Origin of the sequence: Bosea sp. PAMC 26642 (assembly GCF_001562255.1) — a bacterium.
Classification (GTDB): Bacteria; Pseudomonadota; Alphaproteobacteria; order Rhizobiales; family Beijerinckiaceae; genus Allobosea.
The window spans coordinates 4436582-4458324 of sequence record NZ_CP014301.1; the positions used below are offsets into that span (position 1 = coordinate 4436582).

At 62.5% G+C, this 21743-nt stretch carries 23 protein-coding genes and 1 pseudogene; 7 read left to right on the forward strand and 17 right to left on the reverse strand.

The genetic code is table 11. The features are described from left to right. The first annotated feature begins 26 nt into the window (after nucleotides 1-26). Together AXW83_RS21255 and AXW83_RS21260 are read left to right on the forward strand one after the other, a co-directional pair. Entirely contained in the window at nucleotides 27-749 is a 723-nt protein-coding gene (locus tag AXW83_RS21255; protein WP_236841732.1) for a maleate cis-trans isomerase family protein, read from the forward strand. A 1-nt stretch (nucleotide 750) separates the two neighbouring features. After that, complete coding sequence (locus tag AXW83_RS21260; RefSeq protein ID WP_066616975.1) at nucleotides 751-1497, forward strand: aspartate/glutamate racemase family protein; 747 nt, start codon at nucleotides 751-753, stop codon at nucleotides 1495-1497. A 36-nt stretch (nucleotides 1498-1533) separates the two neighbouring features. Here AXW83_RS21260 and AXW83_RS26755 read toward each other — a convergent pair whose 3' ends face one another. After that, nucleotides 1534-2562: an NAD(P)H-dependent flavin oxidoreductase gene (locus AXW83_RS26755; RefSeq protein WP_442855256.1), complete on the reverse strand. Its 1029-nt coding sequence runs from the start codon at nucleotides 2560-2562 to the stop codon at nucleotides 1534-1536. A 318-nt stretch (nucleotides 2563-2880) separates the two neighbouring features. On the opposite strand from AXW83_RS26755, the gene AXW83_RS26760 reads away from it, so the two are divergent. Then, nucleotides 2881-3635, forward strand: a protein-coding gene (locus AXW83_RS26760; protein WP_156640278.1) for an IS5 family transposase whose coding sequence is annotated in 2 segments (ribosomal slippage) — nucleotides 2881-3214 and nucleotides 3214-3635 — 756 coding nt in all. Because the reading frame shifts where the segments join, the coding sequence is not laid out codon by codon here. Nucleotides 3636-3720: 85 nt separating this feature from the next. Here AXW83_RS26760 and AXW83_RS21280 read toward each other — a convergent pair. Genes AXW83_RS21280 through AXW83_RS21295 form a run of 4 tightly spaced genes read right to left on the reverse strand, consistent with a single transcriptional unit; the run spans nucleotide 3721 to nucleotide 8005 of the window. Then, nucleotides 3721-4641 (reverse strand): serine hydrolase, encoded by a 921-nt coding sequence (locus AXW83_RS21280; protein ID WP_066616981.1) that lies wholly within the window; start codon nucleotides 4639-4641, stop codon nucleotides 3721-3723. A 39-nt stretch (nucleotides 4642-4680) separates the two neighbouring features. Beyond that, entirely contained in the window at nucleotides 4681-5493 is an 813-nt protein-coding gene (locus AXW83_RS21285) for an ABC transporter permease (protein ID WP_066616983.1), read from the reverse strand. Between the two features lie 3 nt (nucleotides 5494-5496). Continuing rightward, nucleotides 5497-6432, reverse strand: coding sequence for an ABC transporter permease (locus AXW83_RS21290; RefSeq protein WP_066616985.1), 936 nt, complete (start codon nucleotides 6430-6432; stop codon nucleotides 5497-5499). 46 nt (nucleotides 6433-6478) lie between these two features. Beyond that, complete coding sequence (locus AXW83_RS21295; RefSeq protein ID WP_066620989.1) at nucleotides 6479-8005, reverse strand: ABC transporter substrate-binding protein; 1527 nt, start codon at nucleotides 8003-8005, stop codon at nucleotides 6479-6481. Nucleotides 8006-8119: 114 nt separating this feature from the next. Here AXW83_RS21295 and AXW83_RS21300 point away from each other — a divergent pair, with 114 nt between their 5' ends. Then, the gene (locus AXW83_RS21300) at nucleotides 8120-8995 is read left to right on the forward strand and encodes a LysR family transcriptional regulator (protein ID WP_082767301.1); all 876 of its coding nucleotides are present in this window, start codon (nucleotides 8120-8122) and stop codon (nucleotides 8993-8995) included. Beyond that, nucleotides 8992-9867 carry a LysR family transcriptional regulator gene (locus AXW83_RS21305; protein ID WP_082767302.1) on the forward strand — a complete coding sequence of 292 codons (876 nt, stop codon included), beginning with the start codon at nucleotides 8992-8994 and terminating at the stop codon, nucleotides 9865-9867. Before AXW83_RS21300 ends, AXW83_RS21305 begins: the two co-directional genes overlap by 4 nt. On the opposite strand, the gene AXW83_RS28310 is transcribed toward AXW83_RS21305, so the two are convergent. The 5 genes from AXW83_RS28310 to AXW83_RS21330 all read right to left on the reverse strand — a co-directional run bounded on the left by AXW83_RS28310 (nucleotide 9785) and on the right by AXW83_RS21330 (nucleotide 14568). Next, nucleotides 9785-10099, reverse strand: coding sequence for a type 2 periplasmic-binding domain-containing protein (locus AXW83_RS28310; RefSeq protein ID WP_442855201.1), 315 nt, complete (start codon nucleotides 10097-10099; stop codon nucleotides 9785-9787). The genes AXW83_RS21305 and AXW83_RS28310 overlap by 83 nt on opposite strands. Before the next feature lie 160 nt (nucleotides 10100-10259). Next, nucleotides 10260-11774 (reverse strand): tripartite tricarboxylate transporter permease, encoded by a 1515-nt coding sequence (locus AXW83_RS21315; protein ID WP_066617004.1) that lies wholly within the window; start codon nucleotides 11772-11774, stop codon nucleotides 10260-10262. Nucleotides 11775-11806: 32 nt separating this feature from the next. Beyond that, on the reverse strand, nucleotides 11807-12295 hold the full coding sequence (locus AXW83_RS21320) for a tripartite tricarboxylate transporter TctB family protein (RefSeq protein WP_066617006.1): 489 nt from the start codon (nucleotides 12293-12295) through the stop codon (nucleotides 11807-11809). A 172-nt stretch (nucleotides 12296-12467) separates the two neighbouring features. Beyond that, on the reverse strand, nucleotides 12468-13463 hold the full coding sequence (locus tag AXW83_RS21325) for a tripartite tricarboxylate transporter substrate binding protein (protein WP_066617010.1): 996 nt from the start codon (nucleotides 13461-13463) through the stop codon (nucleotides 12468-12470). A gap of 70 nt (nucleotides 13464-13533) precedes the next feature. Then, the gene (locus tag AXW83_RS21330) at nucleotides 13534-14568 is read right to left on the reverse strand and encodes a 4-hydroxythreonine-4-phosphate dehydrogenase PdxA (RefSeq protein WP_066617012.1); all 1035 of its coding nucleotides are present in this window, start codon (nucleotides 14566-14568) and stop codon (nucleotides 13534-13536) included. Between the two features lie 183 nt (nucleotides 14569-14751). Between AXW83_RS21330 and AXW83_RS21335 the strand changes: the two genes are divergently transcribed. Further along, entirely contained in the window at nucleotides 14752-16161 is a 1410-nt protein-coding gene (locus AXW83_RS21335) for a flagellar biosynthesis protein FlgA (protein WP_066617014.1), read from the forward strand. Nucleotides 16162-16215: 54 nt separating this feature from the next. Then, on the forward strand, nucleotides 16216-16881 hold the full coding sequence (locus AXW83_RS21340) for a GntR family transcriptional regulator (protein ID WP_066617023.1): 666 nt from the start codon (nucleotides 16216-16218) through the stop codon (nucleotides 16879-16881). Between the two features lie 354 nt (nucleotides 16882-17235). Here the strand turns inward: AXW83_RS21340 and AXW83_RS27895 are convergent, their stop codons facing one another. From AXW83_RS27895 to AXW83_RS21370, 7 genes and pseudogenes are all read right to left on the reverse strand, one after another. Further along, on the reverse strand, nucleotides 17236-17397 hold the full coding sequence (locus AXW83_RS27895) for a hypothetical protein (RefSeq protein WP_236841999.1): 162 nt from the start codon (nucleotides 17395-17397) through the stop codon (nucleotides 17236-17238). A gap of 70 nt (nucleotides 17398-17467) precedes the next feature. Next, a pseudogene (locus AXW83_RS27900) lies at nucleotides 17468-17641 on the reverse strand (hypothetical protein); the annotation flags it as partial. A gap of 321 nt (nucleotides 17642-17962) precedes the next feature. Beyond that, nucleotides 17963-18781: a transporter substrate-binding domain-containing protein gene (locus AXW83_RS21350; RefSeq protein WP_066617029.1), complete on the reverse strand. Its 819-nt coding sequence runs from the start codon at nucleotides 18779-18781 to the stop codon at nucleotides 17963-17965. Nucleotides 18782-18859: 78 nt separating this feature from the next. Beyond that, a complete protein-coding gene (locus AXW83_RS21355) occupies nucleotides 18860-19588 on the reverse strand; it encodes an amino acid ABC transporter ATP-binding protein (protein ID WP_066617032.1) in 729 nt (242 codons plus the stop codon). Next, on the reverse strand, nucleotides 19572-20231 hold the full coding sequence (locus AXW83_RS21360) for an amino acid ABC transporter permease (protein ID WP_066617034.1): 660 nt from the start codon (nucleotides 20229-20231) through the stop codon (nucleotides 19572-19574). The genes AXW83_RS21355 and AXW83_RS21360 overlap by 17 nt, the downstream gene beginning before the upstream one ends. Continuing rightward, nucleotides 20231-20914: an amino acid ABC transporter permease gene (locus AXW83_RS21365; protein WP_066617036.1), complete on the reverse strand. Its 684-nt coding sequence runs from the start codon at nucleotides 20912-20914 to the stop codon at nucleotides 20231-20233. Before AXW83_RS21365 ends, AXW83_RS21360 begins: the two co-directional genes overlap by 1 nt. Before the next feature lie 50 nt (nucleotides 20915-20964). Continuing rightward, entirely contained in the window at nucleotides 20965-21729 is a 765-nt protein-coding gene (locus AXW83_RS21370; protein ID WP_082767303.1) for an SDR family NAD(P)-dependent oxidoreductase, read from the reverse strand. Nucleotides 21730-21743 lie beyond the last annotated feature (14 nt).

The window sequence follows — 21743 nt, forward strand, 5'->3', positions numbered from 1 at the left end:
GGTCTGACACAATGCTGCGAATTGGCATGCTTACGCCGTCCTCCAATACCGTGCTGGAGCCGGTGACGAATGCGATGCTGGCAGGCGTTCCCGGCATTAGCGCCCATTTCAGTCGCTTTAAGGTGACGGAGATCGCATTAGATCCGAGCGCATTGGCTCAGTTCGACGATAGCGAGATCCTTCGCGCCGCCGAATTGCTCGCCCATGCCAAGGTCGATGTCATCGCTTGGAACGGCACCTCGGCAAGTTGGCTTGGAATCGAGCGTGATCGAGCGCTGGCCCAGCGCATCACGGCAGCAACTGGGATCAGGGCAAGCACCTGCATTCTTGCCTTGGTCGACATCCTTGAACGTATTGGCGCCACCAGCCAGGCAGTGGTCTCACCATACACCGACGATGTCCAAGAGAAGATCATTGCGACCTTCGCTGCGGCTGGCATTGCCTGCCCCGCGGAGCGGCATCTGCGCATCCGCGATAATTTCGCTTTCGGAACCATCTCCGAAGAGGTCATCGCGGGGCTGATCGCGGAGGTCGCCGCTGCCGCTCCGGACGTCGTCACCGTTTTATGCACCAACATGAATGGCGCCCGCGTCGCAACGGAGGCGGAGACGAAGGAGGGGCCGCTGATGCTAGATTCGGTCGCGGTAACCTTGTGGGGCTGTCTAATGGCGGCCGGCGTCTCGGTCGAGCTCTTGGCGCCATGGGGCCGGCTGTTTCGCGATCCGCGGCTGACCGCGAGGGCGTCCTGACATGAAAATCCTACTGCTCAATCCTAATACCAGTGCGAGCTTGACTGCGCTTTTGATGGATGCGGCAAAGCAGGTGGTCTCGCCCGACACCGAACTCGTTCCGGCCACCGCCTCACGTGGCGTCCCCTACATTTCGACACGCGCCGAGGCACAACTCGGCGGTGCCGTCGTCCTCGAGATGCTGGCTGAACGGGCCGGTGGCTATGATGCGGCGGTGATAGCCGCTTTCGGAGACCCAGGATTATTCGCAGCTCGTGAGCTGTTTGAGGTCCCTGTGGTCGGAATGGCCGAGGCGGCGATGCTGACGGCCTGCATGCTCGGCCGGCGCTTCGCCATCGTGACCTTCGCAACCGCACTTGGCCCTTGGTATCAAGAATGCGTCGAAATACATGGGATGGCGCAGCGTTGTGTCGGCATTCGCATGCTCGATGGCGCATTCCGCACAATATCGGACGTGCAGGAGGAGAAAGAAGAGCTTTTGGTCTCGCTGGCCAACGAGACTGCTGTTCAGACAAATTGCGACGCGATTATCCTAGCAGGCGCACCGCTTTCTGGTCTTGCGGCCAAGGTGCGAGCGCGGATCTCAGTGCCGGTGATTGATCAGGTCCAGGCGGCAGTGAAGCAGGCCGAGACACTGGTCGCGCTGCGGCCACTCAAAGCCAGCACCGGCAGCTTTAGTCGGCCGGCACCGAAAGAGAATTTGGGCCTTCCCGGCCCGCTCGCCAAATGGATCGCACACGCAAATTGATCGGCCAGAGACGCCCAAGGCCGGTGGCGGGCCAGCTTACCGCGCAGTCAGCCGGCCGTTGTTTGGGCCTAGCCCAGCAGCTACGGCAGCGCCCCAAGCTCGTGTGAGCTCCCCCGCAGGAAGTTCTCGGGCCAACACAGCTGCCTGGCCAGACCAAAGCGGAGAAAAGTCGCTGGAACCGGCAGCCTCGGCTTTCAAGCGCAGCGGAGTTACTGCAGCAGCTGCCAGAGGAAAGTCCGGTGACAACTCCGAGATTGGTCCGACTTCACGAATTATGCGATTCATGAAAGCCCGCGCAGGGCGGCCGGTAAAAGCGTTCGTTAGCGCCGTCGCGTTATCTTTGGCATCTTTCAGCGCAATGCGGTGAACTGCGCTAGTTTTGGCCTCAGGGCAGAGAAGGTATGCTGTTCCAATCTGAGCGGCGGATGCCCCCAAAGCCAACGCCGCCATAATGCCGCGAGCATCTGCGATACCGCCGGCAGCAATAACAGGAACACGGACGGCGTCGACGACCTGCGGCACCAAAGCAATCAAGCCGGTTTGGCACGCGATGTCGTCTTCCAGGAACATTCCGCGATGGCCCCCAGCTTCGAAACCTTGGGCGATAATTGCGTCGCAGCCTCGATGCTCCAGCCAGCGAGCCTCTTCGACAGATGTTGCGGAGGCAATGAGCTTGGCTCCCGATGCCTTGATTCGGTCGACGAGCACGGGGTCTGGCAGGCCAAAATGGAAGCTGACGACGCGAGGATTGCTTTCTAGCAATGTGTCACACATCTCGCGATCGAACGAGTTAAGCATCGTTATAGGTGCCGGGTGGGCGGGATCGACGCACAGTTCGTGGTAATAGGCCTCAAGCCGTCGTCTCCACGCGGCCTCGCGAGCCAGGTCGATGCTTGGCGGGCGATGACAAAAGAAATTTACGTTGAAAGGCTGTGCAGTGGCGTTGCGGATTACGCCAAGCTCATCTCGCAATTGCGCTGCATCGAGTGTCGCGCAAGGAAGTGATCCCAACCCGCCAGCCTCAGAGACAGCAATTACCATAGCGGACCCGACTGAGCCAGCCATGGGCGCTTGTATGATCGGCAATTCGATGCCGAAAAGGTCTTGAATTCGGCTGTCGAGCTTCACTAATCAGAGCTCCATTTAGGTTGAACACCGCACACAAGACGACGGCTTTTTCCGAGCGGTCAAGAAGGATCGCTCAGAGTGACGTGGCGCGGTTGTGCCAACCCGACTTGTGATCGTGCTGGAGTCCCGAACTAGTCGCGGAAGCATTTGTGAATGTGAGGGTATTTAGCCAGCGCCGTCGGCAAACCTAGACTAGGCTCAGGACCTATTAATTTGGTTTGAGATGTGATTCACGGTGTCTGGGAGGACGCCGTGATGGGTGATTTGTTTCTGCTGAGCGAGCGGCAGATGGCGCGGATATCGCCGTATTTTCCGTTGTCGCATGGGGTTCCGCGGGTCGATGACCGGCGCGTAGTGAGCGGAATCGTCTATGTGATCCGCAACGGCCTGCAGTGGAAGGACGCGCCCAAGGACTACGGTCCCCACAAGACACTCTACAACCGCTTCATCCGCTGGAGCCGGCTCGGTGTCTTCGACCGGATCTTCGCCGGGCTCGCCGGCGAAGGGCCCAAGCCGGAGCGGATCATGATCGACGCGACGCATCTGAAGGCGCACCGCACGGCGGCGAGCCTGCTCAAAAAGGGGCTGTTCCCCGTCGTATCGGGCGCACCAAGGGCGGGCTGAACTCCAAGCTCCACACCGTCTGCGACGATACCGGCCGCCCGATCATCATGCTGCTCTCGGAAGGCCAGATGAGCGACCACAAGGGCGCGAGCCTCGTGCTCGCTGCCCTGCCGCCAGCCAAAACCCTCATCGCCGACCGCGGCTATGATAGCGCCGCGTTCCGCCAGGCGCTGGTCGCCAAAGGCATCGAACCCTGCATTCCGTCTAGCAGAAGCCGGAAAATCCCTTATCCCTACGACAAGACGCTCTACCGCCAGCGCCACAAGGTCGAGAACCTCTTCGCCAAGCTCAAAGAATGGCGACGCATCGCCACACGCTACGACCGATGTGCTCACACATTCTTCTCGGCCATCTGTATCGCCGCAGCCGTCATCTTCTGGCTGTGAGCAACGAGTCCTGAGCCTAGCTTCGGAGGGACCTGGTCCTTCAGCCGCAAGCCTTTTTGCGGCAACGCTCATTGACGGCGTCGCGTCATTCGCGAAGCAACTCGGTAGCGACCAGCGAAGCGATCGCAGGCAGGAAGCTGTCGTCCTCGGCGATCGCCTCGCCTTGTGTGAAGACAGTGAGCAGGAATTCCTGACCGCTCGGCAGGATGGCGCGGAGTGTATCGTGCCGGCGAAACGCGGCGCGCTCATCACCGAGCCAACGCGTGCGGCCGGCCTTGGACCAGATGTGCGTGCCCTCGGGCAACGCGTCGCCGAGATAGCCTAGCAACTGGTAGACGCCGCGAGCACGATAGGTGCTGTTTGGATCGCGCGCGAGGTGGTCGTGGACGATCGCGCGCCGAGCGGGCGTCAGCAGCGTGGTCTCGCTGAATATTTCGTGCATCAGGCGCGCCATCGAGATCGGCGTCAAACAGTTGTGACCAGCAGGCGAAAGGTCGAGCGCCACCTTTTCGCGGCCATACCGCAGATCGTCCATGAGCTTCTGGTTGAGATTGATGCCGTCGAGTTCCGGCCAATGCAGGGCTTCGAATATCCGATTGATCTCCTCGCGGCGCTCACGCCAATCGGTCATTGCTTGTTCGTCGAGCAACGTATCGCCGGTCGTGCCCGTTAGCAGGTCGATGATGTAGTTGGTCGCCGAATTCGACGACCACAGGATCATGTCGCGCATCGCCCGGTCGAGTTCGTTGTGGGGAGACAGGCGGCCGTCCTCCAGTCGCATCTGGGCAGCGACGAGGTGGAACACCTTCACCAGCGAGCAGGGATAGCATCGCCAATCGGCTCGCAAGGCCGCGCCTTGAGGTTTGCCGCCATCCTCGCCTGGCTGTGTCAAAACATATGCGAACTGCTCGAAAGGGATGCCGCGCGCAGCATAGATCGGTGCCGCATGTCCCTCGATCAGCGCGCCAATCCGCTGCAGCTTGGAACTCTCGGTGAAGAAGCTCATGATCGTCTCGCATTGCGTAGCGGAGAAATCGGAAGCGCCTCAGCCCCTTGGCCTGAGCGCCGTATCGAGACCCTCGCCGATCAAGGCGAAGGTTACACCGGTGAAGACGATGGCGAGGCCTGGGCAGGTCGCTATCCACCAAGCGTCGAAGAGGAACTGCCGGCCGTCGGAAATCATCAGCCCCCATTCGGGCGTCGGCGGCTGAATGCCGAGGCCAAGGAACGACAGCGAGGTCACGGCAAGGATCGTTAAAACAATGTCGGCCATAGCGAACACGATCGCCGGCGTCACGGCGTTGGGCAGGATGTGCAGTGTCACGATACGTGTGTTGGTAGAACCGAAACTGCGCGCTGCCTGAACGAATTCAAGCTCGCGCAGCACTAGCACCTCGCCGCGCGTGATCCGAGCAAACGAGATCCAGTTCACCAGCAGGAAGGCGAGATACAGGTTGGACTCGCCGGGCCCAAGAACGCCGACGATGGCGATCACCAGCACATGGAAAGGAAAGGCCCAGAAGATGTCGGTGATGCGCATAATCACCGTGTCGACACGCCCGCCGATAAAGCCCGACAGCGCGCCGATCGCGATGCCGAGGATGGCGGGGGCCATGACGCAGACTAGCGCGACCCGCAGGTCGACCAGGCCGCCGACCATCACGCGTGACGCGACGTCGCGGCCGAGGTCGTCGGTGCCGAACCAATGCGTTGCAGAGGGCGGCTGCAGGGTGTTGCCGTAATCCACGAAGAAGGGATCGTGCGGCGTCCAGACCTGTCCGAGGCCGACGAACAGGCAGAGCAGCAGGAGCATGGCAAGGCCGACGAGGAGCGTCGGGTCGAGGCGGCGCTTGCTCATGCGTCATTCCAGCCGGATGCGCGGATCGGCCAGCGCATAGGCGATGTCCGTCGCAAGATTGATCAGGACGACCAGCACGGCGAAGACGATCGTCAAACCCTGGATCAGCGGGTAGTCGCGGGCGAAGATTGACTCGACGAACAGCGAGCCGAGCCCTGGTAGGGCGAAGACGGTCTCGATCACAACCGTGCCGCCGATTACCCAGCTGGTATGGGCGCCGAGCACTGAGATCGAACTGATCAGCGCATTCGGCAGCACATGCACGCGCATCATGCGACCCGTCGCATTACCTTTGGCACGGGCGGTGGTGACGTAGTCGGAGCCAAGCACGTTGAGTATGCCGCTGCGCAGGCTGCGTATGGTCAGAGATGCCGTCGCTAGTGCAATGACGAAGGCTGGAAGTGTGAGGTGGTGCAGGCGCGAGAAGATGCCCGTGCCATAACCCGAGGTCGGGAACAACGGCACCCAGATCGCCAGGACGACGACCAGCACGAGACCCAGCCAGAAGGACGGGATCGCGAGGAGGACCGTGAAAACGAGCTTGATCAGGACGTCCGCCGCCCGGTCGCGCTTGACGGCCGACAACAACGCCAGCGGGATCGTCAGCGCCACGGCGATGATCGTGGAGTAGGCCACGAGCGACAGCGTCGCCGGCAGGCGCTCCAGCACTAGGGTTGTGACGGACTGGCCGTAAACGACTGAGCGGCCGAGGCTGCCCGACAAGATATCTCCCAGAAAGAGCAGATATTGTCGCCAAAGCGGCAGGTCGAGCCCAAGCCGCTGCTTCATCAGCGCGATCTCGTCGGGCCCGCCACGCGCGCCGAGCAGCAGCGTCGCCGGGTCTCCCGGCAGTGCCCGCAGAAGAAAGAAGCAGGCCAGCGTAATGCCAAACAGCACCGGCACGAGCTGGACCAGCCGCTTAAGGATGTAATTGAGCATGATGCGCGACTGAAGAGTGGGGCGGCCCCGGGGGCCGCCCCGAGCCTCACTTCAGCTTGACGTCCTCCAGCCGGAAATTGGAGGTCGGCAGCACCTCGAAACCTTCGACATTGCTGCGATAGGCATAGGACGTGCCCGGATAGAACAGGAAAATTGACGGCGAGCCCTCATGGGCAAGCTTGACCATCTCCTTGAACATCGCGCCGCGCTCCGGCCCGTCATTGGTGGCGCGCTCCTTCTCGTAGAGCTCGTTGACGCGCTCGCTCTTCCATTCGGTGTGGTAGGCGTTGGCGCGCTCGGGATTGACGATCAGAAACCCGGCCATCTGGTCGGGGTCGATCGTGTCGCTCGACGCGTAGGAGACGGCCATCTCGTAGTCGCCGGCCTTGGTCGTGGACCAGTGTGTGCCGCCCTCGACGAGCCGGATTTCGGCGGTGACGCCGATCTGTGCAAGCGCGCTCTGCAAGGCCTGGCCGAGCTGGCGATGGAGCGGCCGGCCCGAATGCACCAACAGCGATGTCTTGAAGCCGTCGGCATAGCCCGCCTCCTTGAGCAGGGCCTTGGCCTTGGCGATGTCGTGGGCATAGGGCTTGAGATCAGGATCCGCATAGGCCATCGGTGGCATCGGTGAATTCGACACTTTACCCGCCCCGTATAGCAGTGCCTTGACGAGCCCTTCCTTATCGATGGCGTAGTTGAGAGCCTGTCGAACGCGGACATCGTCGAAGGGCTTCTTCTTTGTGTTCATGAGGACGAAGTCGCTGCGCAGCACGTTGGCGACAGCGGTCTTGATTGTGCCAGCCCGGCTGAGGCCCTGCATCTGGTTCAGAGGGATTTCGAGCGCGGCATCGATCTCGCCGGCCTGCAGCTTGAGCACGCGGCTGTTGCCCTCGGGAATGACCATCAGCTCGGCCCCGTCGAGGTCGGGTTTGCCGGCCTGCCAGTAATTTGCGTTCTTCTTTAGCGACAGACCCTGCCCTTTGTTCCAAGCGGCGACCGTGAATGGCCCCGAGCCGATTGGCTTCTCGAAGAACGTGCCAGATGCTGCCTCGAACGCCTTCTGCGGCAGGATCGCCGACGAAAACAGGGCGAGGTTGTTGAGAAGGGGCGTGAAGACCTTCTTGAGCTTCAGAACCACTGTGCGATCGTCGGGCGTCTCGATCTGATCGATACCGGCGAAGAAGCGTTTCCAGTTGCTGGCGTCGCTGCCAGCCCGCTTCAGGGAGAAGGCAACGTCGCCGGCCGTGACCGGCGTGCCGTCCGAGAACTTCGCCTCACGCAGCTTGAAGCTGTATGTGAGACCGTCGGCGCTGACTTGCCAGCTTTCCGCCAGGCCAGGTTCGAGCTTGGTCGCGTCCTTGCTCGGGCGTAGCAGCGTGTCGAACACGAGGAGCTGCGCGAAGATCGAGGCATTGTCGCTGGTCGCGATTGGGTCGAGTGAGACCAGATCCTGGGTCTGCGCGAGCTTCAGAATGCCCTTGGCGAAAGCGGGAGACGGCGCGACGGTCAGCGATGGAGCAAAAATCGCTAGGCTAAGCGCGGCGGCAGATACCATGGAGCGTAATGTGGTCATGCAGATCCCCTGATCTTGGCCGCTGTCCCGCGGCATGTTGCACCCTCACACGGTCGGGCCTAGTCTCGCCAATGAAAGATTCGGCAAGATCATCAACCGAATGGAATAGGGGCGATGAAGCTCAACGCCCTGCATGTGATCAACGCGTTCGTTAGGTTGGGTGGAACCGGTGAGGCGGCGCAGGGACTCGGCATCAGCCAGTCCGCAGTCATCAAGTCGCTGCATCAGACCGAGCAGGAACTTGATCTAAGCCTCGTCGCATCAGTCCAGGGTAGGTTAACGCCAACGCCAGAGGCAATCGAGCTGACGCGATTGGCGCGACCAGCCCTTGGCTCACTTCGCCGCGCGCTACACGAGGCGGACATGATCCACGTCGGCATGGCGGACCGGCTGCGCATCGCGACCGTGCCGGGGCTCGCGCATAGCATCCTCCCGCCTGCGATCGCCAGTGCACGGATTGCCCTGGCTGACAGTGCGGCCGTCGAGGTCGTCTTCGATCATGTTCGCGATCATCTCGTCGCCGACGACGTCGATCTCGCCATCTCCTACGGTCCCATGGCGATCGACGGGTTGCTTGACATCGAACTGCGCCGCAGCTCGCTCGTCTGCGTGCTTGGACAAGAGCATCCGCTCGCGAGCCGCGAGACACTTGCGCATGCCGATCTCGATAACCAGCGGTTGATCAGCTATGGACCGGATGGTGTCAGCCGCTCGGACAGCTTCCAGGCCGCTCTTGCCCAAAGCGGCCTTGCCGGCCGTGTCGCGATCACAGTTCGCCATACCGACACCGCCTGCCATCTTGCGCGCGAGGGCGTCGGGATTGCCGTTGTCGATGGCTTCGTAATCAGCAGCGGATTGACCGAAGATCTCTCCATCCGACCGCTTGCGGCCAGCCCGCTCGTGACCGCCTATGCGCATCACCGCGATGGCACGCCGCTCGACCGCTCCGCGCGGATCCTGCTGGACCGTCTGGCCGAAGCCGCAACATGAGCGGGCTGACGCCTTTCCATGCGCGTGTGCTGCGAGCGGTTGATCGCTGCGGGACCACCGTCGAAGCAGCTAGGCAACTTAACCTGACGCAATCGGCCGTTAGCAAGATCATTGCGCGCAGCGAGGTAGGCTTGGGTGTCGCTGTGTTCGAGCGCCGAGACGGCCGCCTTATGCTTCGTCCGCAGGCGCACGCCCTGATGCGTGCTCTCGGCGCTGTCGAGGATGAATGGCACGATCTGCGCCAGGCTGTGGACGAACTCCGGTCTGGACGAGCCCTGCCACTGCGGATTGCCTCTACGCCCAGCATCGGCCAGGGCCTGATTGCGCAGGCGCTTCGACGACTCGTGACCGAGTATCCACAGGCGCGGATCGAACTGATCATGGGCGACGCACCGAAGGAGCTGTCACAGGGGAACGCCGATATCGGCGTTATGTTCTCGCCGCGGGTCACCGACGACATCGCACTGACGCCTTTGACGCAGGCTATGATCATCGCTCTAGTTCGCGACGATGATCCTCTCGCGCTCGGCCGCTCCGTCAGCCTCAACGATCTCAAGAGCCGGCGACTAATCTGTTTCGACCGGGAAAAGTCGCCGTTGGGCTGGCTAATTGCCCGCGCACACGAAGACGCGGGGCTCAACTATGCGCCGTTCATGACCGTGCCCTACAGCATCTCGGCGGCCCATCTAATGGCGCAGCACGGCGATGTGACCTTGATCGACAGCCTTCTGATCGAAGCGCAACGTTTCGACGGTCTAACGCGACTTTTGGTGACGCCGAAAATCCCGATCACCATTTGTCTGATGACAGTGCGGAGCCGGCCCTTGTCACGGCTCGCATCGCGCTTCGTCGAAATTCTGCTGAGCAAGTAGCGAGCGTGGCCAGGCGCGCCGAGGATTTCGCGGCCAGTTCCTCGGGCACCAGTTTGACGCCGTGATACCGCCCGTAGATTTCGACCAGCTTGCCGTTCTTGAGATTGGCAGTGACCCACTCGTTCAGCTTTGCTGCGAGCTTGGGCTCGTTCTTGCGGAAGGCGATGCCGAGCGGAAACCCCTTCATCACGAATTTGGTGTCCAGATCGAGCGATGGGTTGTCCTTGCGCAACTGGTTCAGCAGCGGCAGCGAGGTGGCACAGATCTGGAGCTGTCCCGAGGTGATGCCGACGGTCGAGGTCGGATCGTCTTCGAAGCGCGTGACGACGCCGGCGGCACGTCTCGGGATGCTCGTTTTAGGTTCGTTATGGCGGCGTTTTCTGCAGAGATGTTCAACGCGCGATGCGCGCTGCGTTTCGCCGACGCAAGTAATGGCTGACGTGTCCGATTACCGGCAGCACCAGCAGGGTCAGGCCGATCGCCATGAGTGTCGAGACCAGCGGGTTGGACCAAAAGATCCTCAACGAGCCTTGGCTGAAGATCATCGATTGGCGGAAGGCGTCCTCGGCCTTGTCACCGATGACCATGGCCAGCACCAGCGGCGCGATAGGATAATCGAGCTTCTTAAAAACATAGCCGACGAGGCCGAAGGCCAGCGCCAGCCAGATGTCGAACTCCTTGCTGGCAGCGGTGAAGGCGCCGATGAAGCAGATCACTACGATCACAGGCCCGATGATGGAGAACGGGATGCGTAGGATCGATGCGAACAAGGGAACCGTCGCCAGCACGACCACGACCGCGACGACATTGCCGAGATACATCGAGGCGATCAGGCCCCAGACGAAGTCGGGACGGTCTGTGAACAGCGTGGGGCCGGGGTTCAGCCCCCAGATCATCAGGCCGCCCATCATCACGGCGGCCGTCGCTGACCCCGGAATGCCCAGCGCCAGCATCGGCAGCATCGCGGCGGAGCCGGCGGCATGGTCCGCTGTCTCCGGCGCGATCACGCCCTCAGGCTCGCCCTTGCCGAACTTGTCCGGATTGCGAGACGAGCGCTTCGCCATGGCATAGCTCATGAAGGAGGCTGCCGTCGGCCCACCGGGCGTAATGCCCATCCAGATCCCGATCGCGCTGGAGCGCAGCAGGGCCACCCAATAGCGCGGCAGCTTGGCCGCCGTGAGCAGAACGTCGCGGATGCGGACCTTAGCGGCGACGCCCTCGAATTTGAGGCCCTCCTCCATCGTCAGAAGCAATTCACCGATGCCGAACAGGCCGATAACCGCGATCAGGAACGAGACGCCGGCGAGCAGCACGTCGAACTCATAGGTTAGGCGGACATTGCCGGAGACCGAGTCCATGCCGATAGAGGCCAGGGTAAAGCCGACGCCCATGGAGACGACCGTCTTGAGTGGCGAGGTCCCGCCGAGCCCGATGAAGCTGGCGAAGGTCATGAAATAAACCGCGAAATATTCAGGCGAGGAGAATTTAAGTGCGAACTTCGCGACCCAGCCGGAGAGCAGCGTGATCAGGATGACGCCAGCAAGCGCCCCGAAGCCGGCAGAGAGGAAGGCGAAGGACAGTGCTTCCGTGGCTCGGCCCTGCTTGGCCATGGGGTGGCCATCGAATGTCGTCGCGACCGAAGAAGGCTCGCCGGGGATGTTGAACAGAATCGAGGTGGTCGAGCCGCCGAAGAGCGCGCCCCAGTAGAGAGACGTCAGCAGGATGATGGCCGAGACCGGGTCCATGCTGAAGGTTAGCGGCAGCAACAGCGAAACACCGTTGGGCGCGCCGAGGCCCGGCAGCACGCCGACGAGCACTCCCAGCAGCACGCCCGCCATCATCAATATTATATGATGCGTAGTCAGGGCGACTGAAAAGCCGTGCATTAGATTGGCGATGTTATCCATGGCCTACGGCACCGTTTCGCGTTGCAGTCCGGTCACAGGCCAAGAAGAGGCTCGAGCGGCCCCTTGAGCAGGCTGATCTGAAAGAATTTCTCGAGCGCGAGATAGAAGAAGGCTGCCGTTCCAAGCGCTGTCGCCAGCGTGCCGAGCCAGCCGTAATGACCTTGAAAGCGCATCGTGAAAACAAGATAGAGGATCGTCGCGACATACATGCCAAGCGTGGCGCTGAGCACGACGAAGGCTGTGAGCGGCAGCAGGAAGGAAAGCACCCGCATGCCGCGCTCGCGGTCGAGGAAAGCCTCGGTAAGCCACTCGGCGTCGGCAAGGCGCCTTGCTGCAGTAAAAGCCAGCGTTCCGAGACTCGCTAGCGCGACCAGCCCTCCCGTGTAGAACGGAAAGGCGCCCGGCTGCGGGCCGGCCGAATCCCAGCCGATGCCGAATTCGAGCGCGCCCTTGACGATGACAAGTCCGAAGGCCAGCGTCGCCAGTGCAGTGACGATCTCGGCCCAGAAGCGGGTGATCATCGACCCAATTCCTCGTTGTCGCATTGCCGTTGAAACACAACGTCATCCCGGACGCAGCGCAGCGGAAATCCGGGTTCCATCACGGAGCAATCCTTCCCAGGACCGGCGTCCGATGGATTTCGGTTCGGTTTCGCTTCGCAGCTTGTCTGGAATGACGCAGCGCATGAAGGGTCTACTTCGCGACCCAGCCTTCGTTCTCAAAGACCTTCTTATTGGCGGCGTCGTCTTTGGCGACGAAATCGGCAAGTTCCTGGCCCTTCATGAACTTCGCCGTCTGCGCGGTGCGTGCGACGAACTCCTGCCATTCCGGCGTCTTCGAGACCTTCTCCAGCACATCGGCGTAGAAGGCGACCGCGTCAGTGGGCACCTCGGCCGGCAGCCAGACGGTGCGCGGCATCTGGAAGGTTTCGAGCGGCAGGCCGGCCTCCTTGCAGGTCGGGATGTCGCCCCAGCCCTTGCCCTCGAAGACCGGATCGCTCTTGGCGAGGCGCACCGGCGAAAAGACGCAGAGCGGCTTGACCTGCCCGGCCTTCCACTGGCCGATGTTTTCGTTGGGGTTGTTGACGTTGGAGTCGATATGACCCCCGGCGAGCTGCACGGCCGCCGCGCTACCGCCCTGGAACGGGATATAGATCCATTTCACGCCGGCCGCGTCCTGGATCATCGAAGTAAGCGTCTGGTCGGTGTCCTTCGACTGGCTGCCACCCATCTTGAAGCCCATTGGCTTAGCCTTCACAGCCTCGAGATAGCTCTTGGCATCCGTAAAGGGCGCATCGCCCTTGACCCACAGCAGGAACTCATCGAGCGCCAACCCAGCGACTGGGGTCAGGTCGGTATACTTGTAGCCGAGCTTGGCGACATAGGGCAGCAGATAGGCGTTGTTGGTGCCGAAGATGACGCGGTTGGGATCGCCCTTGGCGCCCTTGCCGTAGACATAGCCCTCCGCGCCCGAGCCGCCGCCCTTGTTCACGACGACGATCGGCTGGTCGATCAGCTTGTGCTTGCTGATGATCGACTGGATCATGCGGGCAAAGTTGTCGGTGCCGCCACCGGCGCCGGAGGTGACGACGAATTCGACCGGCTTGGTCGGCTGCCAGGCCTGTGCGCTGCCGGCACCGCCGATGGCGAGAGCTCCAGCGAGCGCGGCTGTGATGCTGATGGTCTTCATGCTTTTTCTCCCTGGATGATCGATATTTCGCAGCCGCTCTTGATTGGCGATCTTTGAAAGAAACCCTGCGTCAGGCGGCGGCTTTTGCCTTCGCCTTGCCGTCCTGCGCCATCTTAATAGCTAGCGCGAGAGCGGCGCGTGTCGCACCGAGATTGGCGACTCCCTTGCCTGCGATCTCATAGGCCGTGCCGTGGGCAGGCGTGCAGATCGGGAACGGGAAGCCGCCGATTAGCGTCACGCCGCTGTCGAAGCCGATCAGCTTCATGGCGATCTGGCCCTGATCATGATACATCGTCAGAACGGCATCGAAATCGCCGTTTCGGGCCCGCAGAAACACGGTATCAGACGGAAACGGCCCCTCGACCGTAAAGCCCTTCGCCTTGGCCTCCCTGACCGCCGGCTCGATGGTCTCGATCTCGTCGCGCCCGAAATTGCCGCCGTCGCCGGCATGGGGATTGATGCCGGCAACCGCGATGCGCGGCGGGTTGAAGCCGGCGAGACGCAGATTGGCGTCGGCCAGCGTCAGCGCCCGCAGAATGCGCTCCTGTGTGATGTTGGCGGCCACCTCGGAGAGCGGGATATGCGAGGTCACCCGCGCATTCCAGAGCTTGTCGAGGATATTGAACTCGCTTGCCGCGCCCTCGAAGCCTATGGCGTCACGCACGAAGCGGATCTCGTCGTCATAGCCGGGATAGGCGAAGCGCATTGCCGCCTTGTTGAACGGCGTAAAGAAGACGGCATCGGCTTGGCCCGCAGCCGCGAACTGCAGGGCACGACGGAAATTCTCGGTTGCGGCCTTGCCGCCTGCGAATGTCGCCTTGCCGCGCTGCAGATCGGCCGGATCATGATTGCCGAGATCGATGAAAACGGGCTGGTCGCCGAGCGGCAGCGCATCGCCATCGCGGACGACGCGAACCAGCGGATCAACTGCCCCGTCCTCAATGCCCAATTCCAGCAGGCGCGCGTCGCCGAAAACGACATAGCGGGCGGCCTGCCGCAGATCCGGTTCGGCAAGGATGCGCGCGGTTAATTCCGGGCTGATGCCCGAGGGATCGCCCATCGCGACGGCAATCACCGGCAATCCGCTTTGCGTCCTCTTGTCCATAGCCCTGCTCGCTTTTTGCCCCGAGATTGCGTCCCGAGTTCTCGCCTCGACGTCTCGCAAGACCTTTTGGTTAGCATAGGCCTTCGATCGTCACAAGTATGCTGTATGCAGCATAATCAGGGTGGTGTAGAGATGGGTCAAGGCGCAGAGTCGCCGGGTCACAACGCCGCTTCGGAGGACAGGATGAACTTTCACGCGCATTACGCGAGCATCGCGCAGCCTGTTGAAACCTGCCTCGTTGGCAGTGGCGGCTTCGGCCGCAGCTATCTCGCCCAGGCCCGGAAAATCCCTTTGGTGAATGCGCGCATCGCCGTCGATATCACTGCGGAAGCAGCAGCGAATGCGTTCGCGTTAGCCGGATTCGGCAAGGCCGATATCTCTCTGTGTGAGACGCCCGCTCAGGCGCGGGCCGCCTGGGACAGCGGAAAATGCGTCGCTTCGGGGCGGCTCGAGACTGTCATCGCTTTGCCCTTCCAGCTTCTGGCTGAGGCGACAGGCAGCCCGGAAGCGGCGACCCGGCACAGCCTTATGGCGATCGAGGCCGGACGCCATGTCGCGCTCGTCTCCAAGGAGGCCGACAGCGTCGTCGGTCCGGGCCTCGCCTGGCTTGCCCGTGAGAAGGGCGTTGTGCTCACGCCCGTTGACGGAGACCAACCCAGCTTGCTGATCGCTCTCGCAAGTTGGGCCGAGGTGCTCGGCCTCGAAATCATCGCCGCGGGCAAATCCAGCGAATACGACTTCGTCTTCGACCCCGCGACGGGCTCCGTCGCCTGTAACGGCGTGACCAACACCTTGCCTGAGCTGCGACAGCATTGGCTTGGGGGCGAGCCATCCGCCGTCGTCGGCACTGCCGCCGAGCGCGCTCGCATTCTGGGCCATGTCTTTCCGCTGCGCGCCGTGCCCGATCTCTGCGAGATGACGCTGGTCGCCAATGCGCTCGACTTGTCGGCCGATGTCGCGACCTTTCACGCGCCACCAGCGCGCATTCCGGAGTTGGCCGACCTGTTCGCGGCTACGCATGAAGGCGGACTGATATCCGGCAGCCGACGGATCGACGTGTTCCACCATCTGCGGCTCGCTGAGGAGGCGAGCTTCGCCGGGGGTGTTTTCATCGTCGTGGCCTGCGACAATGCGGAGACCTGGGAGATGCTGGCCGGCAAGGGTCACGTCGTCGGGCGATCGGCCAGGACCGCGATGCTCTATCTCCCGCGCCATCTGCTTGGCGTCGAAGTCGCGACCTCCATACTCGATGCCGTCGGGCTCGGCCGCTCCGGCTATGGCGATGATTATCGGCCCAGGCAAGATCTCGTCGCCGTGGCTCAGCGCGACCTCGCCGCCGGCACGGTGCTGACGATGGGCGGTCATCATCACAGCATCGTCGATGTCGGTGCTGAAGTCCGGCCAGCCTCAGCTCTCGCGCCCGACCGCGCCGCTCCCTTCTATCTTGTGGCCGACCGAACTCTCGTGCGGGCCGTGCGGGCTGGCGACGCCGTCAGCCTCGGCGATGTCGAGATCAACAGCGATTCCGGCCTGTTGGCGATGCGCCACCGGCAGGATGCGATTTTTGCCACCGAAATGGCGCGTGCGGTTTGACAGTGCCAGGTGTGCGTGTCGTAACCGGCGCATCGATAGGCGTATGGAACTTCGATGAGCGAACCTGCGATCGATTATCCCCGGATCATGCGCCGCACCCTCCATGACGAGGTGCTGGAGCGCCTGCGCGACATGATTATCGAGGGGCGGCTTGCCCCCACGCAACGCATCAACGAGGGCGTGGTCGGTGCGCAGCTTGGCGTTTCGCGGACGCCGCTGCGCGAGGCGATTAAGACGCTCGCGAGCGAGGGGCTGGTCGAGATCCTGCCGGCCAAGGGCGCGATCGTGCGTCGCTTCTCGGCTCGCGATTTGGCCGACATCTTGGAAGTCCTCAAGGCGCTGGAACAGCTCGGCGGCCGAATCGCCTGCGCAGAGGCCAGCGACGCGACGATCGAGGCGATCCACACCCTCCACAAGGAGATGCTGACACTCTACGAGAGCCGCAACCGGCTGGAATACTTCAAGCTCAACCAGGCCATCCACAGTGCCATCGTGGCGGCTTCCGACAACGCCGCGCTGATGGAGATGCACACTACCCTGCAATCGCGGATCAAGCGGCTCCGCTTTGTCGGGAACGAGGGGCCAGTGAAATGGGCCGGCGCCGTGGCCGAGCACGAAGAGATGATGGCGGCGCTACTGAAGCGCGATGGGGCTGAGCTGAGCCGTATCATCGGGCTCCACATGGATGCGACCTTGCTGCGGGTCCGCGAGGTTCTCTGATCGGGTATGACTTAGCCGACACGTGATGATCGGCTGCGTCCGATTTTCTCGCCCTTTCGAGCCCGCGATCAAGGCTGAGCGTGGCGCGGTCGTGCCGACCGAGTTGTGATCGGACTTCACGTGCGAATTCGAAGCTCAAGTTCTTGTAAATGTAGGGCTATTTTAGAGGCGGCTGCGGCGATAACCCAGCTTCGGAGGGCAACGCTCTATCCAGCTGAGCTACGGGCGCTTGCGCAGAAGGTGGGATAGCCGATTGCCGGGCCATCGGCAACGAGGGATTTTCGAGGGAGCCATGCCCAATGCGGCACAGGTCGCACGTTCGAATCGTGTCGGGCGCGCCGCGGTTGTGGCTCATTACGCGACAGCACTCTCGTTCAGCTCCCGGATCACGGAAAAGATCCCGCCGATTCGCGGTTCTTCAAAGACCTGCTTGGTCGGCGCGAGGTCGATGAAGGGCCGCTCGTAGAGCAGGCCGGGGTCCATCGTGCCCTGATAGGTCAGGTGCTCGATGATCATGCCGATGAACTCTAATCTGCGCCGTGGTCGCGGTGCCGGGCGCCAGGAACTCGCTGAAGGCGGCACTGACGGCTTGCGGGTCGAGCCCGACCAGCGAGCGCACGAAGCGGCCGAAGCCCTGGCTTGTTTCCCTGGCGCGCGTGATGTCGACTGCATCGTCGATCCCGGCGTCGAGCAGCATCTTCTCCAGCTCCGCCAGGTCGGTCGGCGTCAGCGGGCGACCATGGCGGACCTTTTGCAGCACGATGTGGTCCTCGTGCTTCCTGAGGACGTGGCGCGCCTTGGCCTTGAAGCGCGCGAAGTCGGCCTCGCCGACCTGGGGCAGCTCAAGCTCGAACCCTCGCCGATCTCATCAGTGAAGTCCGAATAGACGATCGCCTTCTTGCCCTTCTCGACATGCTGGACGAGATCGCGCAGGCGCAGCCGGACCAGCTCCAGGAGAATGACTTCCAAGCGCCACCAAGCTGAACGCGACTGCCTTGCGTAGGCAACGCTTTGTTGTGTCGGCAAGAACATGTCTGCCCCGAGCTTTGGGCTCGGGGCGATCAGCATGTTTTGATTATTGTTAGGATTTCGCGGCCAGTTCCTCGGGCACCAGTTTGACGCCGTGATACCGCCCGTAGATTTCGACCAGCTTGCCGTTCTTGAGATTGGCGGTGACCCACTCGTTCAGCTTTGCTGCGAGCTTGGGCTCGTTCTTGCGGAAGGCGATACCGAGCGGAAACCCCTTCATCACGAATTTGGTGTCCAGATCGAGCGATGGGTTGTCCTTGCGCAACTGGTTCAGCAGCGGCAGCGAGGTGGCATAGATCTGGAGCTGTCCCGAGGTGATGCCGACGGTCGAGGTCGGATCGTCTTCGAAGCGCGTGATCTTGACGTCCTTGACGCTGGCGGTGCCGCGCGTCAGCTCCTGATCGTTGACCGTGCCGCGCGTGACGGCGATCGCGCCCTTGCCGCCGAGATCGGCATAGGCGGCGATGTTCATCGCCTTGGGCGCCGCGACGACGCATTGCAGCTCGGCATAGGCGGTCGAGAAATCGATGACCTTCTTGCGCTCTTCCGTGATCGAGAGCGCGGAAATCACGACATCGGCCTTGTTCGTCAGCAGGAACTGCACGCGGTTGGGGGTCGAGACCTGGACGATCTCGAGCTCGACGCCCAGATCCTTGGCGAGCAGATGGGCTGTCTCGACATCGGAGCCTGTCGGCTTGAAGTCCTTGTCCATCATGCCGTGCGGTGGGTTGCCGAGGTCGATCGCGACCATCAGCTTCTTGCGCTGCATGATCGTGTCGAGCCCATCGGCAAAAGCGGGGCCGACGGCAAGGCCGGCGAGCGACAGGCCGACGAGGCCCGAAAACAGAAAATTAGCTGTGCGGCGGTTCATGGTCGTGCGTTTCCTCGGTTTGTTGTTGTGGATCGTTGGACACAGCCGTCGTTGCGCGGCCTTGGTCGGCTGGAGGTGCTAAAGGCCCCCTCCGACGAAATTCCTCAGTTCCGGCGTGGTCGGCGCGCGCAGGATTTCGCGCGAGCCGCTTTCGTGGATCTGGCCCTGATGCATGAAGATGATCCGGTCGGCGATGCGCGCAGCGAAGGCCATTTCATGGGTCACCAGCAGCATCGTCATGCCCTTTCGAGCCAGATCCTCGATGACCTTCAGCACCTCGCCGGTCAGTTCAGGATCGAGCGCAGAGGTGACCTCGTCGAAGAGCATCACCTGCGGGCGCATGGCGAGCGAACGGGCAATGGCGACGCGCTGCTGCTGGCCGCCCGAGAGCTGCTCGGGGTAGGCGTCGATCTTCTCGACCAGACCGACCTGTTCAAGCACTTCCATGGCCAGCGTGCGGGCGCTCGCCTTGTCGGCCTTCTTTACCCAGCGCGGCGCCAGCGTGATGTTCTGCTCGACCGTCAGATGCGGGAAGAGATTGTAACTCTGGAAGACGATACCGACATCCTGGCGCAGCTTGCGCAGGTCGATGCGCGGGTCGCTGACGCGGTGGCCGCAGACGGTGATCTCGCCCTGGCTGATCGTCTCCAGATGGTCGATGCAGCGCAACGCCGTCGACTTGCCCGAGCCGCTGCGCCCGATCAGGGCCACGACCTCGCCCTTGGCGATGTCGAAGGTGACGCCCTTCAGCACCGGAACGCTGCCGAAGCTCTTGTGGACGTCGCGAAAGCTAACGATGGGCGACATTGAGTTTTCTCTCGAGCCGCCGGCTCAGCCAGGACAAGGGATAGCAAAGCGCGAAATAGAGTGCCGCGATCACCAGATAGGTCCGGAAGGGCTGGAAGGTGGCGTTGTTGATGAGCTTGCCGATATAGGTCATCTCGGCCATGCCGATGACCGAAGCGATCGACGTGTTCTTGACGATCTGCACCATGAAGCCGACGGTCGGCGGGGTGGCGATGCGCAGAGCCTGCGGCAGGATGACCAGCAGCATGCGCTCCCAGCGGGCCAGCGCCAGACAGTCCGCCGCCTCCCATTGCGTGCGCGGCACCGATTCAAGACAGCCGCGCCAGATTTCGCCGAGATAAGCTGCCGAGAACAGCGTCATCGCGATGCAGGCCGCGGCGAGCGGCGGCATTTCCAGCCCCAGGATCGGCAGCCCGAAATAGAGCACGAACATGAGCACAAGCAGGGGCGTGCCCTGGATCAGATTGACATAGATCAGTGCGACCCAGCGAATGATCGCATTGTCCGAGATGCGCGCCAGCGCGACGCCGAAACCGACGATGCCTCCGGCCAGGAAGCCGACGAGCGACAGGAAGACCGTCCAGCTCAGGCCGTCGAGCAGCGCGTTCCAGTGCGCAGGAGAAAGGCCAAGCAGCGCGGCCATCACAGCGGTGTTCCCAGCCGCCGGCGCCGCGCGAAAGCGAACTGGCCCACGGCCCAGAACAGGCCGCGCATCAGGAACGACAGACCAAGATAGAGGCCTGCGATGACGAGGAAGACCTCGAACGGGCGGAAGGTGTCCGACTGGACGCGGCTGGCGGCAGCCGTCAGCTCCTCGGCCGAGATCTGGGAGGCAATGCTGGTGCCCAGCATCAAGAGGACATACTGGCTCGCCAGCGCCGGATAGACCTTCTCGATCGCGGTCGGCAGCACGATCGCGGCGAGGACCTGCCAGCGCGACAGCGCCAGGCAGTCGCCGGCCTCAATCTGGCCGCGATGGATCGACTCGATGCCTGCGCGGATGATTTCGCTGGAATAGGCGCCGATATTGATCGTCAGCCCGATCACGGCCGAGGTCGTGGCCGACAGCTTCAACCCGAGCGAGGACAGGCCGAAGAAGACGACGAAGAGCTGCACGAGCAGCGGCGTATTGCGGATGATCTCGACATAGAGGCCGACAAGCCCGCGCAGGATGCGCGAGCGGCTGGTGCTGGCCACCGCGCAGGCGGTGCCGAGAAGGAAGCCCGACACTGTCGCCATCAGCGCAAGCTGGACGGTGAGCAGCATGCCCTCCACCAGCATCGGCCAATAGTCGCGCAGGAACGAGAAGTCGAAAACGTAGTTCATGGTCCGGGGCTTTGCCCTCTGTCCTTGGGTTTCCTCAGGCGCATTGCGGTCTAGGCCATGAACTGTCCGCCATTCACTTCCAGCACTTGGCCCGTGACGTAGCCGCTGAGCGCGTCCGAGGCGAAGAAGAGATAGGCCCCGACGCAGTCTTCCGGCGTGCCGATCACCGCCATCGGAATGGTCTTGCGCATGCCCTCGAGGAGCTCCGGGGTCGAATAGCGTTCGTGGAACGGGGTCGAGATGACGCCGGGAGAGACGCCGTTGACGCGGATATGCGCGCCGGCGAGTTCCTTGGCGAGGTTGCGGGTCGCATTCAGGACGAAGGCCTTGGCGCTGGCGTAGAGCAGCGCCCCGGGGCCACCGCCGTTGCGGGCCGCAACCGAGCTCGTGTTGATGATGCTGCCCTTGCCGGCCTTGCGCATATGCCGCGCTGCCGCCTGCGAAGCGAAGACGACCGAGCGGACATTGAGATCGAGCACACGATCGTAAAGTTCGTCGTCGAGCTCGTCGAGCGGCGCACGCTTCACCAGCGCACCGGCATTGTTGACGAGCACGTCGAGTCCGCCCAGCCCGGCAGCTGCCTCCTCGACGACTCGGATCGCCTCCTTTGAGCTGGAGACGTCGCCGCCGATGAGGATGGCAGTGCCGCCGGCCGACTTGATCTCGGCTATGAGAGCCTCGGCAGGATCCTTGCTCTGGTTGTAGTGCACCGCCACATGCGCGCCGCGTTCGGCATAGGCTTTCGCGACGGCCGCGCCGATGCCGGTGCTCGATCCCGTCACCAGAATGCGCTTGCCCTTGAGGTCGTTGATCATCGTATTTTCCTTGT

What these genes read in the sequence shown, in the direction of transcription:
- AXW83_RS21255 (WP_236841732.1), top strand. Translation starts at nt 27, where the DNA reads ATGCTTACGCCGTCCTCCAATACCGTGCTGGAGCCGGTGACGAATGCG.
- AXW83_RS21260 (WP_066616975.1), top strand. Translation starts at nt 751, where the DNA reads ATGAAAATCCTACTGCTCAATCCTAATACCAGTGCGAGCTTGACTGCG.
- AXW83_RS26755 (WP_442855256.1), bottom strand. Translation starts at nt 2,562, where the DNA reads ATGGCTGGCTCAGTCGGGTCCGCTATGGTAATTGCTGTCTCTGAGGCT.
- AXW83_RS21280 (WP_066616981.1), bottom strand. Translation starts at nt 4,641, where the DNA reads ATGAGCTTCTTCACCGAGAGTTCCAAGCTGCAGCGGATTGGCGCGCTG.
- AXW83_RS21285 (WP_066616983.1), bottom strand. Translation starts at nt 5,493, where the DNA reads ATGAGCAAGCGCCGCCTCGACCCGACGCTCCTCGTCGGCCTTGCCATG.
- AXW83_RS21290 (WP_066616985.1), bottom strand. Translation starts at nt 6,432, where the DNA reads ATGCTCAATTACATCCTTAAGCGGCTGGTCCAGCTCGTGCCGGTGCTG.
- AXW83_RS21295 (WP_066620989.1), bottom strand. Translation starts at nt 8,005, where the DNA reads ATGACCACATTACGCTCCATGGTATCTGCCGCCGCGCTTAGCCTAGCG.
- AXW83_RS21300 (WP_082767301.1), top strand. Translation starts at nt 8,120, where the DNA reads ATGAAGCTCAACGCCCTGCATGTGATCAACGCGTTCGTTAGGTTGGGT.
- AXW83_RS21305 (WP_082767302.1), top strand. Translation starts at nt 8,992, where the DNA reads ATGAGCGGGCTGACGCCTTTCCATGCGCGTGTGCTGCGAGCGGTTGAT.
- AXW83_RS21315 (WP_066617004.1), bottom strand. Translation starts at nt 11,774, where the DNA reads ATGGATAACATCGCCAATCTAATGCACGGCTTTTCAGTCGCCCTGACT.
- AXW83_RS21320 (WP_066617006.1), bottom strand. Translation starts at nt 12,295, where the DNA reads ATGATCACCCGCTTCTGGGCCGAGATCGTCACTGCACTGGCGACGCTG.
- AXW83_RS21325 (WP_066617010.1), bottom strand. Translation starts at nt 13,463, where the DNA reads ATGAAGACCATCAGCATCACAGCCGCGCTCGCTGGAGCTCTCGCCATC.
- AXW83_RS21330 (WP_066617012.1), bottom strand. Translation starts at nt 14,568, where the DNA reads ATGGACAAGAGGACGCAAAGCGGATTGCCGGTGATTGCCGTCGCGATG.
- AXW83_RS21335 (WP_066617014.1), top strand. Translation starts at nt 14,752, where the DNA reads ATGAACTTTCACGCGCATTACGCGAGCATCGCGCAGCCTGTTGAAACC.
- AXW83_RS21340 (WP_066617023.1), top strand. Translation starts at nt 16,216, where the DNA reads ATGAGCGAACCTGCGATCGATTATCCCCGGATCATGCGCCGCACCCTC.
- AXW83_RS27895 (WP_236841999.1), bottom strand. Translation starts at nt 17,397, where the DNA reads ATGATCATCGAGCACCTGACCTATCAGGGCACGATGGACCCCGGCCTG.
- AXW83_RS21350 (WP_066617029.1), bottom strand. Translation starts at nt 18,781, where the DNA reads ATGAACCGCCGCACAGCTAATTTTCTGTTTTCGGGCCTCGTCGGCCTG.
- AXW83_RS21355 (WP_066617032.1), bottom strand. Translation starts at nt 19,588, where the DNA reads ATGTCGCCCATCGTTAGCTTTCGCGACGTCCACAAGAGCTTCGGCAGC.
- AXW83_RS21360 (WP_066617034.1), bottom strand. Translation starts at nt 20,231, where the DNA reads ATGGCCGCGCTGCTTGGCCTTTCTCCTGCGCACTGGAACGCGCTGCTC.
- AXW83_RS21365 (WP_066617036.1), bottom strand. Translation starts at nt 20,914, where the DNA reads ATGAACTACGTTTTCGACTTCTCGTTCCTGCGCGACTATTGGCCGATG.
- AXW83_RS21370 (WP_082767303.1), bottom strand. Translation starts at nt 21,729, where the DNA reads ATGATCAACGACCTCAAGGGCAAGCGCATTCTGGTGACGGGATCGAGC.